General features: G+C 64.8%; 14 protein-coding genes and 1 pseudogene. 8 read left to right on the top strand and 7 right to left on the bottom strand.

The annotated features are described in order from the left end of the window. Positions 1-72: 72 nt before the first annotated feature. Positions 73-699 (top strand): PH domain-containing protein, encoded by a 627-nt coding sequence (locus tag KIH31_RS09740; RefSeq protein ID WP_214426932.1) that lies wholly within the window; start codon positions 73-75, stop codon positions 697-699. Positions 700-734: 35 nt separating this feature from the next. Here KIH31_RS09740 and KIH31_RS09735 read toward each other — a convergent pair whose 3' ends face one another. The 3 genes from KIH31_RS09735 to KIH31_RS09725 all read right to left on the bottom strand — a co-directional run bounded on the left by KIH31_RS09735 (position 735) and on the right by KIH31_RS09725 (position 5,330). Then, positions 735-1,823, bottom strand: coding sequence for an ABC transporter permease (locus tag KIH31_RS09735; protein ID WP_214426931.1), 1,089 nt, complete (start codon positions 1,821-1,823; stop codon positions 735-737). Continuing rightward, positions 1,820-3,361 carry an ABC transporter permease gene (locus KIH31_RS09730; RefSeq protein ID WP_214426930.1) on the bottom strand — a complete coding sequence of 514 codons (1,542 nt, stop codon included), beginning with the start codon at positions 3,359-3,361 and terminating at the stop codon, positions 1,820-1,822. Before KIH31_RS09730 ends, KIH31_RS09735 begins: the two co-directional genes overlap by 4 nt. 199 nt (positions 3,362-3,560) lie before the next feature. Beyond that, positions 3,561-5,330: an ABC transporter family substrate-binding protein gene (locus tag KIH31_RS09725; RefSeq protein WP_214426929.1), complete on the bottom strand. Its 1,770-nt coding sequence runs from the start codon at positions 5,328-5,330 to the stop codon at positions 3,561-3,563. 379 nt (positions 5,331-5,709) lie between these two features. On the opposite strand from KIH31_RS09725, the gene KIH31_RS09720 reads away from it, so the two are divergent. Next, on the top strand, positions 5,710-6,264 hold the full coding sequence (locus KIH31_RS09720; protein ID WP_214426928.1) for a DUF3090 domain-containing protein: 555 nt from the start codon (positions 5,710-5,712) through the stop codon (positions 6,262-6,264). Between the two features lie 125 nt (positions 6,265-6,389). Here the strand turns inward: KIH31_RS09720 and KIH31_RS09715 are convergent, their stop codons facing one another. The 3 genes and pseudogenes from KIH31_RS09715 to KIH31_RS09710 form a co-directional block, all read right to left on the bottom strand. Then, positions 6,390-6,833, bottom strand: a complete 444-nt coding sequence (locus KIH31_RS09715) for an SRPBCC family protein (protein WP_214426927.1) — start codon at positions 6,831-6,833, stop codon at positions 6,390-6,392. A 557-nt stretch (positions 6,834-7,390) separates the two neighbouring features. Further along, positions 7,391-7,536: pseudogene (locus tag KIH31_RS18480) on the bottom strand (IS110 family transposase); the annotation flags it as partial. Between the two features lie 141 nt (positions 7,537-7,677). Further along, positions 7,678-8,493, bottom strand: coding sequence for a slipin family protein (locus KIH31_RS09710; protein ID WP_214426926.1), 816 nt, complete (start codon positions 8,491-8,493; stop codon positions 7,678-7,680). Between the two features lie 801 nt (positions 8,494-9,294). On the opposite strand from KIH31_RS09710, the gene KIH31_RS09705 reads away from it, so the two are divergent. The 3 genes from KIH31_RS09705 to KIH31_RS09695 all read left to right on the top strand — a co-directional run bounded on the left by KIH31_RS09705 (position 9,295) and on the right by KIH31_RS09695 (position 11,050). Further along, complete coding sequence (locus tag KIH31_RS09705) at positions 9,295-10,224, top strand: multidrug DMT transporter permease (protein WP_250545791.1); 930 nt, start codon at positions 9,295-9,297, stop codon at positions 10,222-10,224. Positions 10,225-10,333: 109 nt separating this feature from the next. Beyond that, positions 10,334-10,615: a hypothetical protein gene (locus tag KIH31_RS09700; RefSeq protein WP_214426924.1), complete on the top strand. Its 282-nt coding sequence runs from the start codon at positions 10,334-10,336 to the stop codon at positions 10,613-10,615. A gap of 27 nt (positions 10,616-10,642) precedes the next feature. After that, complete coding sequence (locus KIH31_RS09695) at positions 10,643-11,050, top strand: lipopolysaccharide assembly LapA domain-containing protein (protein ID WP_214426923.1); 408 nt, start codon at positions 10,643-10,645, stop codon at positions 11,048-11,050. Positions 11,051-11,081: 31 nt separating this feature from the next. On the opposite strand, the gene KIH31_RS09690 is transcribed toward KIH31_RS09695, so the two are convergent. Continuing rightward, a complete protein-coding gene (locus tag KIH31_RS09690; RefSeq protein WP_250545790.1) occupies positions 11,082-11,414 on the bottom strand; it encodes a hypothetical protein in 333 nt (110 codons plus the stop codon). 512 nt (positions 11,415-11,926) lie between these two features. Here KIH31_RS09690 and KIH31_RS09685 point away from each other — a divergent pair. The 3 genes from KIH31_RS09685 (at position 11,927) to KIH31_RS09675 (ending at position 16,625) form a co-directional block, all read left to right on the top strand. After that, positions 11,927-12,244 (top strand): hypothetical protein, encoded by a 318-nt coding sequence (locus KIH31_RS09685; RefSeq protein ID WP_214426922.1) that lies wholly within the window; start codon positions 11,927-11,929, stop codon positions 12,242-12,244. Positions 12,245-12,315: 71 nt separating this feature from the next. Beyond that, the gene (locus KIH31_RS09680; RefSeq protein ID WP_214426921.1) at positions 12,316-13,131 is read left to right on the top strand and encodes a hypothetical protein; all 816 of its coding nucleotides are present in this window, start codon (positions 12,316-12,318) and stop codon (positions 13,129-13,131) included. A 704-nt stretch (positions 13,132-13,835) separates the two neighbouring features. Further along, positions 13,836-16,625, top strand: a complete 2,790-nt coding sequence (locus KIH31_RS09675; RefSeq protein ID WP_214426920.1) for an aconitate hydratase — start codon at positions 13,836-13,838, stop codon at positions 16,623-16,625. Positions 16,626-16,654 lie beyond the last annotated feature (29 nt).

Raw genomic sequence — 16,654 nt, 5'->3', positions numbered from 1 at the left:
GGTTCCTTCCACCCGGTCCCGGCGCGCTTCGATGATTAGTGAAGTCGCGCGGGATCCTGAAATATTGGGGTCATGAGCGCGAAGCAGCATGACGCCGGGGTAAGTATTTTCACAGCGCGGTCGAGCCGTTGGCTCGCCGGCCTCTGCTGGCTGATCGCCGCCGCGGGGCTGGTGCTCACGCTGGCCAGCCACGGCGTCGCCGGGCTCTGGAGCGTGTGGCCGCTGCTCCTGCTGGCCTACGCAGGCTGGGCGCTCTTCTGGCACCCGGCCGTCATTGTGGCCGAGCAGGACGTCGTCCTGCGCAACCCGCTGCGGACCATCAGCGTGCCGTGGGCCGCCCTGGTGACAGTGGACACCAAGCACGCGCTGACCCTGGTGACCCCGGGCCGCCGCTACGTGGCCTGGGCCGCGCCGGCACCGGGCATTCTGGGCACCATGAGCGCCCGCCGCGAGAACCTGCGCAACCTTCCCGAGACCACCTACGGTCCCGCCCGGTCCGTGCGCCCCGGGGATCTCTCCCACACGGACTCCGGCCAGGCAGCCCGGCTGGTGAGGGACCGCTGGGAGCGCAAGAGCGCAGACGGGTCCCTGCTCGCCGGCGAGGCCGAAACCACCCCGGTGCACGTGCGCTGGAACTGGCTGCAGATCGCGGCCGGCGTCGTACTGGCAGCGGCCAGCGCGGCGGTCGTTTACCTTTAGACGACCGCCCGCCGGCACAGCGGCGACCGAAGCCATCAGGCGCCTGCGGTCTCCGCGGCCGGCTTCGCCGCCGTCGCCCGTGAGTCCTTGGCTTTCTTGGAGTTGAACTTCTTCTGGCGCGGGTCGAACGCGTCGCGCAGGCCATCGCCGATGAAGTTGATGCTCAGGCAGATCAGGATGATGAACAGACCCGGGAACCAGAACAGCCACGGCCGCGTCGAGAATGCCTGCTGGTTCTGCGAAATGAGCAGACCCAGGGACGTGTCCGGCGGGTGCACACCGACGCCGAGGTAGCTCAGCGCCGTCTCCAGCAGGATGGCCGAGGACATCAGCAGCGTGACGTTGACGATCACGACGCCGACGGCGTTCGGAAGGATGTGCTTGAAGATGATGCGGGTGTTGGAGGCCCCGGAGATGCGGGCCGCATCCACGAACTCACGCTCGCGCAGGGACAGGAACTCGCCGCGGACCACGCGGGCCAGGCTGGGCCAGGCCGCGCAGCCGATCAGGATGCCCAGCAGCGCGACGCCGAAGTTGTTGGCGATGTAGCCGAGGAACGTGCCCGCGCCCTTGTTCGCCGCGATCTGGCCCAGGACGGCCGCCAGCAGCAGCAGCGGAACGATGATGATGACGTCGGTCAGGCGCATCAGCACCGCTTCGACCCAGCCCCGGAAGTAACCGGACAGGGAGCCGATGACGACGCCGATGAGCCCGGCGAGCAGACCGATGATGAACATGATCATGATCGACTGCTCGGTGCCGCGCATTGTCATCGCGAACAAGTCGCGGCCGATGCGGTCCTGACCGAAGGGGTGCTCGCCCCAGCTGAAGGGGCCGGTGACGGTGGGGGCGCCGTCGTTGACCAGCGAAGAGACGTCGGTGAAGCTGTACTTCCACCAGCCCGGAATCGGGCCGATACCCGATGCCGAGAAGGCCAGCAGGAAGATCAGCACGAAGGCAACGAGCCCGACCATCGCGCCGGTGTGGCCGAAGAAGCGCTTGCGCACAATCTGGCCCTGGCTGAGGCCCTTCGCCTCGAGGACCGGCTCGATGCCCGCGGCCGGAGCGCTTGCGCGCTCCGCTTCCTCGGCGGCCAGTTCAATGTCCTGTGTCGGTTGCGTCATGACTTCACCCTTACGCGCGGGTCGAGTGCGGAGTACACGAGGTCCGCAATGAGATTGAAAACCATCGCGGTGATGGCGGTGACAATGAAGACACCCATCACCGGATTGGGGTCGACGTGCGAAATGCCGTCGAAGAACAGCACGCCCATACCCGGGATGGCGAACACCGTTTCCGTGATCACGGCGCCGCCGATCAGCCCGCCGATGTCGAAAGCGACGACGGTGGCGATCGGGATCAGGGCGTTGCGGAAGGCGTGGCGCATCACGACGGTGCGCTCGCTCAGGCCCTTCGCCCTGGCGGTGCGGATGTAGTCCATGTTCATGATCTCGAGCATCGAGGACCGGGTGAACCGCGTGTAGCTGGCGAGCGAGATGAGCACCAGCGCAACGGTCGGAAGAATCAGGTGCGTGAATGCGTCCAGCCCGCTGACCCAGTAATCACCGTTGAGGTTCGGGGTGGCCGCACCGATCGTGGCGATCGGCCGGCCCCGGACGCGGCCGTTGTTGAAGTAGTCCGGCCAGTTCTGCATGTACTTGTCCGCGACGATCAGGACACCGATGAGGAAAGCGGTAATGCCGCCGGCGCGCATGTTCTGCCCGCGGTCGTAACCGCCCATGAAGTATCCCACCGCGGCACCGACGAGGACGGTGGCGATGGCCAGCAGCACGATCATCAGCGGGGTGGCCTGGTCCAGCAGTCCCTGCACGCTGTAGTAGGCGATGATGCCAAGGCCCACGGTGATCAGCGCGGAGTACAGCGCCTTGCGGTTCTTCAGGCCAGCCGAGAGCAGCGTGACGCCGAAGGCAATCGCGGCGCCGGCGATCAGGATGACCACCGGTCCGAGGCCGGGCGAACGGAACCAGTTGGTGACCGAGAGGTAGAGCAGGACGGCCGTGACGACGACGAAAGCCGCGGCGGCGCTGACCGCGCGGCGCTTCACTGCGCCGCCGGAAATGATCCACGCAAGGACGGCGACCACCAGGCCGATGGTCAAGGCTGTCAGCAGCGGTATTTGCGGGTCCCGCAGGAAGTTGTTGAAGTCAATGGCGCCGTATTCCTTCAGCAACACGGCGACCCAGAAGATCGGCAGGGAGAAGAACAGGAAGGCCATGAACGTCACGCCGTAGTCGAGCGCGCTGTACTGGCGCAGGGCTGTGATGATGCCGAGGAACACACCGACCAGAACCGCCAGGATGATCGCGGCCGTCACCAGGCCAAGAGTTTGGGTCATCGCCTGGCCCAGGGCCGCCGTCACGGGCTGGCCGGCGAGGTTCTTGCCGAGATCGCAGCTTCCGGCGAATGGAATGAGGCAGCCGCCGGCACCGGCGAGCCATTTGAAGTAGCGCAGAGGCGCGGGAGTGTCCAGGTCCAGCAACTGGGTCCGCGCCTTGATCAGGTCGGCCACGTTGGGCAGGTTGCTCCCCCGGTACTCCTGCAGCGGATCCCCCGAGGCCGCAGTGAGGATATACACGACGAACGATGCGCCGAGCAGGATCAGGACGGCGGTGATAAGCCGCCGAACGATGTAGGTCACCATAGTTATAAAACCTCGTTAGAAAGGTCCCGGGGTTCTTCCCGGAATATCGCAGATAGCTTAGTGCACCGGGCCGGCGCCCGTCCGGTGGGTCGCGGAGCCGTGCCGGTGCACCGTTATGCGTGTGGACGCTAGGAAGGCGCTGGGACCAAAAACCACGGTCCCAGCGCCTTGTGCTAGCGCAACAGAACTCTTGCAGGTGCTACTTGGCAGCCCACTCCCAGAAGTTCCACCACACGCCGGTCTGGTTCGGCATGAGCTTCACGCCGGTGATGCGGTCGCTGTAAGCGTCCACGTTCACGGACTGGAACAGCGGCAGGCCGTAGCCCGAAGCCCAGATCTTCTGGTCGATCTGCTTCTCCAGGTCATTCTGCTGGGTCTTGTCCGTGGTCTGGATCAGCTTGTCCATCAGCTGGTCGGCAGCCGGGTCGGAGAACTTGTTGAAGTTCGAGCCGTTGCCGGTCTTGAAGATCTGCGGGATGCCGGAGACACCGACGCCCGGGTTGATCCAGCCGAAGATGGTGGCGTCGTAGCTGCCGTCGCCCAGGGCCTTGCCCCAGTCGGACTTGCCCAGGCCGCCGTCGACGATCTTGAAGCCGGCCTTCGTGGCCGACTCGCGGATCAACGAGAACGCGTCAACACGGTTGGGGTTGTCCTTGTTGTACATGATCTTGATCGTCGGCGTGGCACCGTTGAGGAGCTTCTTGGCTCCATCGATGTCCACGGACTGGTAGTCAGCCGAGCCGTTGCTCTTGACCGAGTCAGCGTAGGAAGCCTGCTGCGGGACGAAGATCTGGGAGTCGAGCGGCTTGGCGTTCGGGTCCAGCTTCTTGATGATCTTGTCGACGATGTCCTGGCGCGGAACGGTCTTCATGAACGCCTGGCGGACGTTGAGGTCCTTCAGCGGGCCGGAGAAGTTCAGGTCCAGGTGGTCGTAGGCAAGCTGGTTGCCCTGATCCACCGTGACGCCCTGGATGGCCTTGAGCTGCTCGACGGTGTCGGAGGAAGCCTGCGGGGAGACAATGTCCGCCTCGCCGTTCTTCAGCGCCTGGACCTGGGCGGCCGAGTCACCGATGTAGCGGACGGTGATTTCGTCCAAGCTCGGCGTCGGGCCCCAGTTGTAGTCCTTGTTGCGAACCATGGTCAGCGACTGGTCCGGCGTCATGCTCTTGACGATGTACGGGCCGTCGGAGAGGTACAGCGACGGGTCGCTGGGCAGCGTCTTCGTGTCAAAGCCGGTGTTGAAGAAATCAGCCATCTTCTTCAGCTGCGCGTTTGCGGGCTTCGGAGCCTTCGGGTCACCCTTCGGCAGGCCCTTGAGCAGGTCGATGAACGCCTGGCTGTCCTTCAGGCCGGCCTTCTGGGCCAGCACGTGGGCCGGAATCGCGGCGCTCATGTCGAGGGCGATTTCCCAGTCGGCGAACGGCTTGGAGTACTTGATCGTGATGGAGCGGTTGTTGTCACCGATCTCCGGGAAGCTGGTCAGGCCCAGGCCGGTGGTGTCGCCCGCGTAGGAGAAGTAGGAGGTGCCCTTCTTGCCCGTCGCGTCGGCGTCGTTGTAGTAGCCCGAAGCGACTGCCCACTGCAGGATCATGTCGGAAGCGTCAACGGGTGCGCCGTCGGACCACTTGACGCCATCGTTGATCGTGTACTTGACGGTCAGCGGGTTGTCAGAGATCTTCTCGAACTTGCCGAACTTGTCGTTGTGGACGACGTTCAGCTTGTTGTCGATGTAGTAGAAGCTCGAGTGGGTGGGGTAGGCCACCTTCGAGTTGATGTCCGTGTTGCCGTCAGCGGTGTTCGAGTTGAACGTGTTGAACGCGTTCACCTCGACGACCGTTGCGGTTCCGCCGGACTTTGCCGCAGCGGCGCTGGACGAAGAAGTTCCGCCCGAGTTGCCAGCGCAGGCGCTCAGGGCGAGCGCGGCGACTGCCGCGACACCGAGAGCCTTGGAAATACGTCCCAAACGCATTCCGCCTCCTATTTTCCATTGGGTGTGGTGCGATCCGCCGTGCTGTCACGGCGGACGGACGCAAGGGCCGGAAGGCCCCGTGACGCGTCTCACATGGGCAGTAGCCTAAACCCGAATTGTTACCGGCAGGTATCAGAACCGCGCCGCCGCGGCGGTTGTTACCGAGATGCAACCTTTGAAAACCCTGAAGATGCATTCCCAATGCCAAAACCGGCCCCGCACCGGAGGTGCAGCGCCGATTTCAGTTTGTTCTCAATAACCGAAACCACGCTCGGACGTTAAAGCGGGGCTCCCCGGCTCTCCGCTGACAGCGGCCCACGACCTGGCTTCAACAAGAGCCGTGCGCTGCGGGACGACGGTATGCACCTAAAATACTGACATGCCTCCACGTGTTCACGAGTTTGCCTGGCCCGATCGGGTCGTCGTTGGCACCATTGGCCTCCCGGGGGCGCGCACGTTCTATTTGCAGGTGCGCGCAGGGAAGCAGGTCGTGAGTGTTGCCCTGGAGAAACAGCAGGCGGCTCTGCTCGCGGAGAAAATCGACGAAATTCTCGACGAGCTTTTCACCGTCGAGGGCAACCCGTTCAGCGTTCCCACGGCTACTCCCGTTGAGCTCGTCGACAACGACCAGCTCGACTCCGTCCAGGAACTGTTTCGCACCGGGGCCATGAGCTTGGGGTGGGACCCGACGACGGCCCAGGTCGTCCTTGAGGCCCACCCGTACACCGAAGTCGATGCTGATGACGACGACGAACCGCTGGATGCGGACGCGGCGGGTGAGCTCGAAATGTTGCTGGTACGAATGCCGGTCGGCACCGCCCGCGCATTCGCCAAGCGCACCCGGGAGATCGTGGCCGCCGGACGTCCGCTGTGCCCGCTCTGCGGTTACCCCATGGACGCCGGCGGGCATACCTGCACCCTTCCCGAAGTCTGATCCGGCGCCGGACCTTGTGACCGCCGAGCTGACTCTCACAGGCCCCGCGACGGCCTCAATCCCCCGCCCTAGGTTGGGGTCACGTGCTAGGGCTGTGGTCGGGACGCTGATGCCGCTTCGCCGCATCAGGCTGCGGTCTTGGCCTCCACCTGTGTCTTGAGCTCGGCGAGCATGGCCTCAACATAGGGCTCGTGTTCCTTCACCATCATTCTCTCGATGGGCTTGCCCACGACCGGGACGTCCACGTCCCACTCGGCCTCTACGGTCACCTGGGTGCCGCCGTCGGCGGGTTCGAACGTGAACCTCCAGGTCGGCTTCTCCGCAAAGAAGTGAACCTGCGCGACGATGCGCTGGCCGGGGACGACTTCGGTGTACTCGACACCGCCCGCCAGACGGAAGCCCAAGAGATGCGTGTTCAGGCGGGCCGAAGTGCCGACACCTTCGGACTTGATGTCGACATCCGTCACCTCGACGTCCTTCATCTTCCACAATTGGCTGATGTCCAACGCGACGTCGAATACTGTGTCAACCGGCGCGTCGATCGTGATGCTGCGTGTCAGTGTGGCCACTGCTATTAACTCCCTCAATATGGACGGTCTCCCGTCTTCGTACTCCGACGCTAGGCAGGTGGCATGACCGGTTCCAGAGGAGAAGGGCCCGGCTGGCCCGGGCACCGCAGGGAACCCATCGCGCCGATCCCGCTCGGCTGCCCGTCCGTGGCTCACCGCAACGGAGCCGATGAACCACACCCAAACAAGATGCCTAACCGCAACGCGGCGACATTCACCGTTGGCGGCGAGAGGAACTTTCCTGGGTTTGGGGTCCTGGGCGGCAGAGGGCGCGGTCCGGTTGATTGGTTCTGTCACTCAAACACCGGACCGTCATCCGCTATACGGAAAATGCTGACGGCATCATTTTCAGTTGGCAAGGAGTCGCAGAAGCGCATGGCCGGCAAGAACACGTGTTCCTAGCGGTCATGCGGAAGAGGTTTCAGGGAGGTCAGGACCTAGACATTGAATCTAAATTTCACCACGTTCCGTCGCGGAATAACCTCTGGTTCGACCCGTCCGGTCCACGGTGGCAACGGCGGGTACACCCCGAGATAAACGAAAGGCTGTAGAACGGCCACGGCGCGGTGATCCAGATGCGCACTCAGGGGACCCGTTCCAGTGCCGTGTGGATCTGGGTCAGTCGCGCACGGACCCGGTTGGAGGTCGCGATAATCCGGGCGGCGACGCCGTGATCGAAATGGCACAGGACGCCGAGCTGAGCGGTACTGACTGACCAACACACCCGCATTCTGCCCACAAGACCGGGCCACGAAAAAGGTAACGAGGAACCGGGCACCGATTGCCATTGCTGTGCCGGCGCTGGAGGCGCTGGGATTGCGCGGCACAGCGGCGGCACGGAGTACTACGCGGCTTTGACGGGTGTCCTGCCGTTGGGGGATGCGGCTGCTTGATTTTCCCGGGCCAAGAATGCGGAGAGTTCCCCGATGGTGCTCATGAGCGGGGCGGGGAAGACGACGGTGGTGTTCTTGTCGACGCCGATCTCGACCAGAGACTGCAGGTTCCTTAGTTGCAGGGCCAGCGGGTGGGCCATCATGGTGTCGGATGCGTCTCCGAGGGCTGTGGCGGCGATTGCTTCGCCTTCTGCCGCGATGATCTTGGCCCTCTTCTCCCGTTCGGCTTCGGCCTGGCGGGCCATGGCGCGTTTCATGGTTTCGGGTAGTTGGATGTCTTTGAGTTCCACGAGCGTCACGACGACGCCCCATTCGACGGTAAGGACGTCGAGAATTTCCCGGATGTCGCTGTTGATCCGCTCGGTTTCGGAGAGGGTCTGGTCCAGGGTGTGGCGGCCGACGACTTTCCGCAGGGTGGTCTGGGCTATCTGGTTGATGGCGGCGGCGACGTTTTCAATTGCGACGACAGATTTCACGGCGTCGACCACCCGGTAGTACGCCACGGCGGAGACATCGACGCTCACGTTGTCCTGGGTGATAATTCCCTGGGACTGGATGGGCATCGTGACGATCCGAAGGCTCACCAGAGGCAGCCGGTCGATGAGCGGGATGATAAGGCGCAGACCGGGTTCCCTGACACCTACGACCCGGCCGAGCCGGAAGAGGACACCTTTTTCGTATTGGCGCACGATCCGGACCGACATTTTCGCGACCATGAGCAGCAGGACCACGATGACGATGACGATGACAATAATGGTGGGGTCCATCAGGATCCCCTCCTTGGTCTTATCAAGCGGGACGAGCCGGCACCGGGTCGGCGCCGTGGCGTATGTCCTTGTTCTATTGTCCCACCAAAAGCAGGAAAAGCACTTGGGGGCCGGTGGCCAGAACCCCCGGCGCGGCACTCAGCCGGCCGGGAGTTCACCAAAGCGCGGAGGACAGGGTCGCCTTCGCGTTCAAGTTTTTTTCACATCCGCTCCCGCGTGGGGTGTTGCGTCGAGGAATCGCGGGACGAATGGGCAGGGCAGGTGTGGTGTGCCGGGGCACCTCCGTCCTAAAATCGGGATGTGCACGACCGGTGGCTGATCATCAGCTGGGATCGGAGTTTGGATGTTCAACCTCAATGACCGGGTCACCGCGCGCCGTGAGCTCAGGCCATATCGGCAGGTAAAGATCCCGGCGGCTACCAAGGGCACCATCGCACACGTTGATTCGACGATATACGGAGAGACGACGTACACGTCGCCTTCGTTCTGCCTGGAAGCAGCTTCCCTTTGGCAGTCCTCCGGGTGCGCGACGCTGACATGGAGCCGGCCTCCGGGAACTAGCCCCGGCTGCGTGGCCGGGGGCGAGCCTGGCGTTAGTTGCAGGTGACGAGCAGCCGGCGCCGCCTCGGAGTCGATGCGCAACTCGCCGCCCGGGATTCCTTTGGCCCGCTCACTCGTGCGCCGGTTCACCAACCCCTTTCACGGCGACCCGGAAAGCCTGCTCAATTCCTTCTGCAGGGCGTGCTCGCCGGTGTTGCCGCCCCGTCGGGCCCAACGGGAGTTGGTGGGTAGGGTGGTGTGATGATGGTCGCTGCCGCAGAGCGGGCCCTGACGTCGTACCACTGGCTGGGCATTCCGATTGCCGTGGCCGGGGCTGTGCTGCTGGCGCTGGGCACGATGTTCCAGCACCGCGGAGTCGAGAACGAGGGCCCGGCACAGGGACGGGGCCCCGGGAGCATGGGAGGCGGACGCCTGCAGGCGCTCCTGCGCAAACCCGTCTGGCTGGCCGGAACCGTGATGCTGGGCGCCGCGATCCTGCTGCAGCTCACCAGCCTGCGATTCTCACCGCTGATCGTGGTGCAACCCATCGGTGCGGTGGCGCTGGTCGTGACCACGCTCGCGACAGTATGGGCGACCCGCACGTCCCCCGGACCGCGGGTCATCACTTCCGTCGCCCTGTGCGTAACCGGTGTGGCAGCGTTCGTCACGGTAGCCGCCGTCTCGGCCCAGGATGTGCAGATCAGCGACCGGCACCTGGTCACGATCCTGATCCTGCTCGGAGTCGTTCTCACCGTGCTTGGGACCGGGTACGGTCTATATCGCCGCCGGTGGAACGCCGTCGTCTTCACCGGCGCGGCCGGAACCCTGTTCGGGTTCGTCGCTGCGCTGGCCAAGACCGTGATTGCCAGACTCTTCCAAGGCAACTTCGAATGGCTCTCCCTGACCTGCCTCGCCGGTCTGGCCGCCGCGGCCCTCTTCGGCACCTTCATGGTGCAGAACGCGCATGCCCGCGGCACACCGGAACTGGTCGTCGCGGGCCTGACCGTGATCGACCCCCTCGTTGCTGTCACGATCGGCATCACCGTCCTCGGCGAAGCAGACGCCGCACCGCCGCAAGCCTTCATCGGCTTCGCCCTCGCCGGTGCCATCGCCGTCACCGGCGTCATCGTGCTCTCCACCGCCAAAACCAAACCCGCTTCCGAAGTAGAAGCCGAGCCGCGTCGGAGGTGAGCACCACCCGCCGGCCACGCACCGCCATCATTATTGCGGACGCTGGACCGGGACAGACACGCTCTGGGCGCCGCCGCTGGTCGTGCCCCCAATAGGGGCCACTGCGGCGGTGGCCGTAGTGATCCCGGGAAGACCACATACCGACGGTTCGGCCGCGGTGGACCATCACCTTCGGGCTGGGCACCGGCAGCGAGTCTTCGCCATGCCGCGGCCCTACCTGCACCGGGCCGCCGCGGCGGTGCGGGCCTGCTGCCGGGAGCAGGGCATCCCCTACACCGAGACCAGCCTGCTCGCGTCCTACGCCATCCTGGTCCGGTACCTCAACGAGGTAGGCCTCTCCGCCGGCGGACCCTTCGAATGTCCGGTGGCTGACCAGTACCGGCCCCGCTGAGACCTGCCAAGCAGAAAGGCAACCACCATGACGTCCACCCCATCCATTCCCGACCATCCGCCCGCGGAGCCCACGGGCGCTGCGGCACCTGTTGCTCCAGCGCCCTCGGCCGCAGTGCCGGCCGCTGCACCGGCTCAGGGTCCGGCCCTCCCACCGCCTGAGTCGGCGAAGCCGCGGCCGACGCGTGCCGGCGTGGTGTGGGTCGCCGTCGTCGTGGCCCTCGTGGCGCTGATCCTGCTGATCATCTTCATCCTGCAGAATCAACAGCAGGCCCGGATCCTCTTCCTCGGGCTCGACGGCACCCTCCCCCTGGGCATGGCCATGCTCATCGCAGCCGTCGCCGGAGGCGTGCTGGTCGCCGCCTCGGGCGCCGCCAGGATCATCCAGCTGAGGTCGCAGGCCCGCAGGCAACGGACCGCGCAGAAGAGAGGATGACTCCGGGCCCGACGGCTCAGTGGACGGTGGGCTAGTGGCCGACGGCGTCGAAGAAGCGGTGCGCCGAGGACCAGGTCCTGCTCGCTTCCCGGGCACTCTTCGCCGCGCGCGCCTTGGCCTGGATGAACTCCCTGTCCTCCTCGGTAAGCAGCGTTCCGCCGTGGAGGTCAACGTCGGCGTTCTCGCCGGTTTCCTTATTGATGGTCGCCGTCACTGTTCGCGGCAGCACCTGGCTGCCCGGGTTGTCCATCAGCCACTGCTGCGTTGCGGCGTCCAGCCGGCTCCATTGTTCCTTGATGTGCATGGTAATCACTGCTGCCTCTCCGGCGTCGTTGGTCAAATGACCGCTGCGCAGGCACGTCATGCGGGGCGGAAGAAACGTAAGGAAAAATGCTTCCCTCCCCTCAGATTACGCCCGAAAGGAGTGCCGAAACGGGAACTGCCCCGGCGAATTTTCCCCAACAAGTCAGAGCATGAACCGGAACCGAGGGACATTGCGCCCGAAACCTTCAGGGCCAATATCAAGGGCACCCCAACGTGACGCTGCTAACTCCTGGAACGGCGCTATTTCTGCAGCTACAATCGGCTGCTCGATGCCCGTAGGCGTGAACACCGGATCCTGACCTCCTGAACAGGACTGGCGGACCGTCCCGGCACCGTGTATGCGCTGGAAGGTTACACGGTGGACCAGACGCCGTTCCGGCTGCTCGTCACCTGCAGCGGTAGCTGGACGCACATGTGGTGACCCTGCTGCGCGGCGGAGCGGGAGGCGCCCACCGAAGCGGCGGGACACGGGCCTGAGGTCGGGCCGGCCAAGGACTTGCGCCTGAGAATCCGGTCAACGAGGAAGAGCATCCCGGTCCTTCCCCGTTGCCCATGTCCGCCCGGCCCGGGCCCGCGGGACGGCCCGGCCCGGTTCGTGCGGGTAAACTCAGATGGCGCCACCAGATCGCGCGCGTCACCATCGACAGCCTCCACATCGACGCCGCCGACCACAAAACCTTCGAACTCATCGCCGACCACGGACCCGAACCAAAAGACCTCAGCACCCTCTTCACCTCACTCATGCCGGACTCAACCGAATCACTCGACGCGGCTAAGGACACTGTCGACCTACCGGTGACCGATGAACCCGAATCGTTCCGGCGGGACCTCGCTTCGATCACAGCGGGAAACCACCGAGCCGAAGGCTAGCGGCTGCGTTCGTGGCTGAGGACGTTGCCGCCCGGTCGGGCCCAACGGGAGTTGGTGGGTAGGGTGGTGTGATGATGGTCGCTGCCGCAGAGCGGGCCCTGACGTCGTACCACTGGCTGGGCATTCCGATTGCCGTGGCCGGGGCTGTGCTGCTGGCGCTGGGCACGATGTTCCAGCACCGCGGAGTCGAGAACGAGGGCCCGGCACAGGGACGGGGCCCCGGGAGCATGGGAGGCGGACGCCTGCAGGCGCTCCTGCGCAAACCCGTCTGGCTGGCCGGAACCGTGATGCTGGGCGCCGCGATCCTGCTGCAGCTCACCAGCCTGCGATTCTCACCGCTGATCGTGGTGCAACCCATCGGTGCGGTGGCGCTGGTCGTGACCACGCTCGCGACAGTATGGGCGACCCGCACGTCCCCCGGACCGCGGGTCATCACTTCCGTCGCCCTGTGCGTAACCGGTGTGGCAGCGTTCGTCACGGTAGCCGCCGTCTCGGCCCAGGATGTGCAGATCAGCGACCGGCACCTGGTCACGATCCTGATCCTGCTCGGGACAAAGGGCCCTGCGTCGGTCAGCCAAGAGGCTCCGCGATACCCAAACGATGATCCCGCCCCGGAAGACGGTGGAGGCCAGTTTCTAGCCTTCGTGCTTCTTGTCTTCCGCCCAAACATGGCCCTGCGGGTCCCGTTCCACCTCTATGTCAGCGAGTTGATCCTCCGACGCCATTTCGGCATTGTCGTGCTTATGAAGGACCGGCGTGCTTGCGTCGCTCCTGTCGGCCGGCCCGAACACGGCCCTGAAATGGTTCGTCGCGTGCATGAATTTGTCGACGAACCGCGGCTTACTCACCATTCAAGAACACCTCCAGTCAATGTCACTCAGATCTAGGTGAGCCTACGGTCGCCCCGCAACACGCGCATAGAGTCGAACGGCTGACCGTGGCAGGTCCTGGAAGGGTCAGCTCTGGACCGCACCGGAGGGGCATCCGGCTCCAGCTCGGTCCCGATGGGCAGGTCCTTGAGCCCCCTTGAACGCCGTGTCACGCACGCGCGTCGTGTGGCTTGAACTGTGGGAGGGGACCGTGGACGAGCTGTTCATCGGCGGCAATGAAGAACTCGCGAAGGCCCAGGTTGCACGCATCGGCAGATCGATTCATCCCGCCATAGACGGCGGGGAACCTAGCGAGGACAGCACGATACGGCAGGCCTCCGCGCCAGATCCCCCGGTATCACGGGTGCCGGCAGGGCCTGCCGGCACTGTTGCCGGAGCCGATGACCTTGTTTCCGGGGGCCATAGCATGTCCGCGGGCCCTGGCGTACGGTCGGAACAAGCGATGAAAGGAGCGATGCTGACGGGGCCGCCCGACATCGGGGCGGCGCCGGCTGTGTCGTCGGCGCAGGAGCGGCCGTCGCGTACAGGTGGTCCGATGCGGTTACCCCGGGGGTAGCATCATGAGATCCGCGGGCTGCTCCACAGACGCCGACGATTCCGTGACCGGCAAGCTCATCGAGTAGGAGTTCCCGGTTGCTGCTAACCGCCCGCGATCTCCACGGGCGCGAACTTTCGGACCCAAGCGAACGTAGGCGACAGTGATGAAGGCAAACAGTTTTGGTGCGCGGGGCCAACTGAACGTGGACAACAGGACGTATGAGGTCTACCGGCTGGACCGGGTCAAGGGCTCGGACCGCCTTCCCTACAGCCTGAAGGTCCTGTTGGAGAACCTGCTGCGCAATGAGGACGGCCAGCTGGTCACGCCCGAACACGTCACATCGCTCGGGGGCTGGGACCCTCGGTCGGCGTCCAACCCGGAGATCCAATACACTCCCGCCCGCGTGCTGATGCAGGACTTCACTGGCGTGCCGTGCGTAGTGGACCTGGTGGCCATGCGTGATGCCATGACCAGCCTGGGCGGGGAACCGACGAGAATCAATCCGCTGATTCCCGTGGAACTGGTCATCGACCATTCGGTCATCGCCGACGCCTTCGCCAGCCCGGCGGCATTCGGAATCAACGCGGAGCTGGAATTCACGCGGAACCAGGAACGGTACCAGCTCCTGCGCTGGGCTCAGCGGGCATTCGATGACTTCCTCGTGGTGCCCCCGGACACTGGCATCTGCCACCAGATCAACCTCGAATACCTCGCCCGGGTCGTCTTCACCCGGGATGGTGCCCGCGGGCCGGTCGCGTACCCGGACACGCTCGTAGGGACGGACTCGCATACCCCGATGGTCAATGGACTGGGTGTGCTCGGCTGGGGCGTGGGCGGTATTGAAGCCGAGGCGGCCATGCTCGGCCAGCCGATGAGCATGCTCATCCCGCAGGTAGTCGGGCTTAAACTTACCGGCGAACTGCCCGAGGGAACCACCGCCACGGATCTGGTGCTCACCGTCGCCGAACTTCTGCGCCGTACCAGGGTCGTCGGCAAATTCGTGGACTTCTTCGGCCCCGGAGTGGCCAGCGTGCCACTGGCGACGCGGGCGACGCTGGGCAACATGAGCCCGGAGTACGGGTCGACCTGCGCCATCTTCCCGATCGACGATGAAACGCTGGACTACCTGCGTCTCACCGGACGCTCCGAGCACCAGATCAAACTGGTGGAAGCCTATGCCAAAGAACAGGGCCTGTGGCACCGTCCCGACCATGTCCCGGACTACAGCGAGATTATCGAGCTGGATCTGGCCACGATCGTCCCCTCCATCGCCGGACCCAAGCGGCCTCAGGACCGGATCCCGCTGGGCGCCGTATCCCGTGCCGTGCGCGGTCTGTTGTCCGGGGAAGCGCAGGAAGAAGCCGTGCAGGGCGGACTCGATGATGCCGACGAGCACTCTTTCCCCGCGAGCGACCCCATTGCCGTAAGCCCCGGCGTTCACCGGGATGCCCCGCCCCGCAAGTACCAGGACAACACGGACTTCGTCTGGCCATCCGATCCCGTCCAGCTAGGGCTGGCCGGAACGGTGGCGAGCCTCGACCACGGCGACGTGGTCATTGCGGCCATCACCTCATGCACGAATACTTCCAACCCGACAGTCATGATTGGCGCCGGCCTGCTGGCCAAGAAAGCCGTCGAACGGGGCCTGCGCAGTAAACCGTGGGTGAAAACCTCCCTCGCTCCGGGATCCCGGGTGGTCACCGATTACTTCAACAGATCAGGGCTCACCCCGTACCTGGAGAGGCTGGGCTTCGATCTGGTCGGCTACGGGTGCACCACCTGCATAGGTAATTCCGGGCCCCTCATCCCGGAAGTCAGCGCCGCCGTCGCGGAAAACAATCTGACCGTTGCAGCCGTGCTCTCGGGCAACCGGAACTTCGAGGGCCGCATCCACTCCGAAGTGAAGATGAACTTCCTCGCCTCCCCGCCCCTAGTCATCGCCTACGCCCTCACGGGGAGCATGCATACCGATCTGCTCCACGATCCGCTCGGCGAGGACCCGGAAGGCAACCCGGTCTATCTGCACGACATCTGGCCGACGACGGCGGAAATCAAGACCATCGTGGACCAAAACCTCGAAAGCTTAATGTTCACGCAAGGCTACTCCGACGTCGGCTCCGGCGACGGGCGCTGGCGGGGCATGCAGGTCCCCGAGGGCGACATGTTCGCCTGGGATGACCACTCCACGTATGTGCAGCGGCCACCGTACTTTGACGGAATGACCGCCAGGCCAGCGCCGGTCCGGGACATCACCGCGGCCAGGGTACTGGCCTTCCTGGGAGACTCCGTCACAACCGACCACATATCCCCGGCCGGAGCCATCCGGAACGACTCTCCTGCCGGCCGATACCTCACCGAACACGGCGTGGACGCGGCCGACTTCAACTCCTACGGCTCCCGCCGAGGGAATCACCATGTCATGATCCGCGGGACCTTCGCCAACGTCCGGCTGCGCAATCGGCTCGTGCCCGGAGTGGAGGGCGGCTTCACCCGGCATTTCCCCGATGGCGGGCAACAGAGCATTTTCGATGCTGCCACGTCCTATGCCGCCGAGGCGGTTCCCCTGATTGTTATCGCCGGGACGGATTACGGGTCCGGTTCCTCCCGGGACTGGGCGGCCAAGGGCACGTTGCTGCTGGGCGTCAAAGCCGTCCTGGCGGGATCGTTTGAACGGATCCACCGCTCCAACCTCATCGGGATGGGCGTCCTTCCATTGCAATTCCGGGACGGTGACACGGCCGAAAGCCTGGGCCTGACCGGCGAAGAGCTCTACTCGATCATCGGCATCGAGGGTCATACCCCGCTGCCACGGGAGGTCACGGTCCGGGTCGAGGACCACGGGCGCGCAAAATACATTACGGCTGTCATACGGATCGATACGCCCGCCGAGGAAGCCTACTACGCCCACGGAGGAATCCTGCCCTACGTCCTGCGCCAGCTCCTGGCCGGCTGACGCGGTCCGCCGGCGGCCCCCGCCAAGCC

It is taken from the genome of Paenarthrobacter sp. DKR-5, from assembly GCF_018531425.1.
GTDB lineage: Bacteria > Actinomycetota > Actinomycetes > Actinomycetales > Micrococcaceae > DKR-5.
The sequence above is the reverse complement of the archived record's forward strand: the minus strand, read 5'-3'. Positions and strand labels throughout refer to the sequence as shown.

Excerpts from the sequence above, each read along its gene's own strand:
- KIH31_RS09690 (WP_250545790.1), bottom strand. The coding sequence starts at position 11,414 with ATGACGTGCCTGCGCAGCGGTCATTTGACCAACGACGCCGGAGAGGCA.
- KIH31_RS09720 (WP_214426928.1), top strand. The coding sequence starts at position 5,710 with ATGCCTCCACGTGTTCACGAGTTTGCCTGGCCCGATCGGGTCGTCGTT.
- KIH31_RS09695 (WP_214426923.1), top strand. The coding sequence starts at position 10,643 with ATGACGTCCACCCCATCCATTCCCGACCATCCGCCCGCGGAGCCCACG.
- KIH31_RS09675 (WP_214426920.1), top strand. The coding sequence starts at position 13,836 with ATGAAGGCAAACAGTTTTGGTGCGCGGGGCCAACTGAACGTGGACAAC.
- KIH31_RS09740 (WP_214426932.1), top strand. The coding sequence starts at position 73 with ATGAGCGCGAAGCAGCATGACGCCGGGGTAAGTATTTTCACAGCGCGG.
- KIH31_RS09725 (WP_214426929.1), bottom strand. The coding sequence starts at position 5,330 with ATGCGTTTGGGACGTATTTCCAAGGCTCTCGGTGTCGCGGCAGTCGCC.
- KIH31_RS09730 (WP_214426930.1), bottom strand. The coding sequence starts at position 3,361 with ATGGTGACCTACATCGTTCGGCGGCTTATCACCGCCGTCCTGATCCTG.
- KIH31_RS09710 (WP_214426926.1), bottom strand. The coding sequence starts at position 8,493 with ATGGACCCCACCATTATTGTCATCGTCATCGTCATCGTGGTCCTGCTG.
- KIH31_RS09705 (WP_250545791.1), top strand. The coding sequence starts at position 9,295 with ATGATGGTCGCTGCCGCAGAGCGGGCCCTGACGTCGTACCACTGGCTG.
- KIH31_RS09735 (WP_214426931.1), bottom strand. The coding sequence starts at position 1,823 with ATGACGCAACCGACACAGGACATTGAACTGGCCGCCGAGGAAGCGGAG.
- KIH31_RS09680 (WP_214426921.1), top strand. The coding sequence starts at position 12,316 with ATGATGGTCGCTGCCGCAGAGCGGGCCCTGACGTCGTACCACTGGCTG.
- KIH31_RS09685 (WP_214426922.1), top strand. The coding sequence starts at position 11,927 with ATGTCCGCCCGGCCCGGGCCCGCGGGACGGCCCGGCCCGGTTCGTGCG.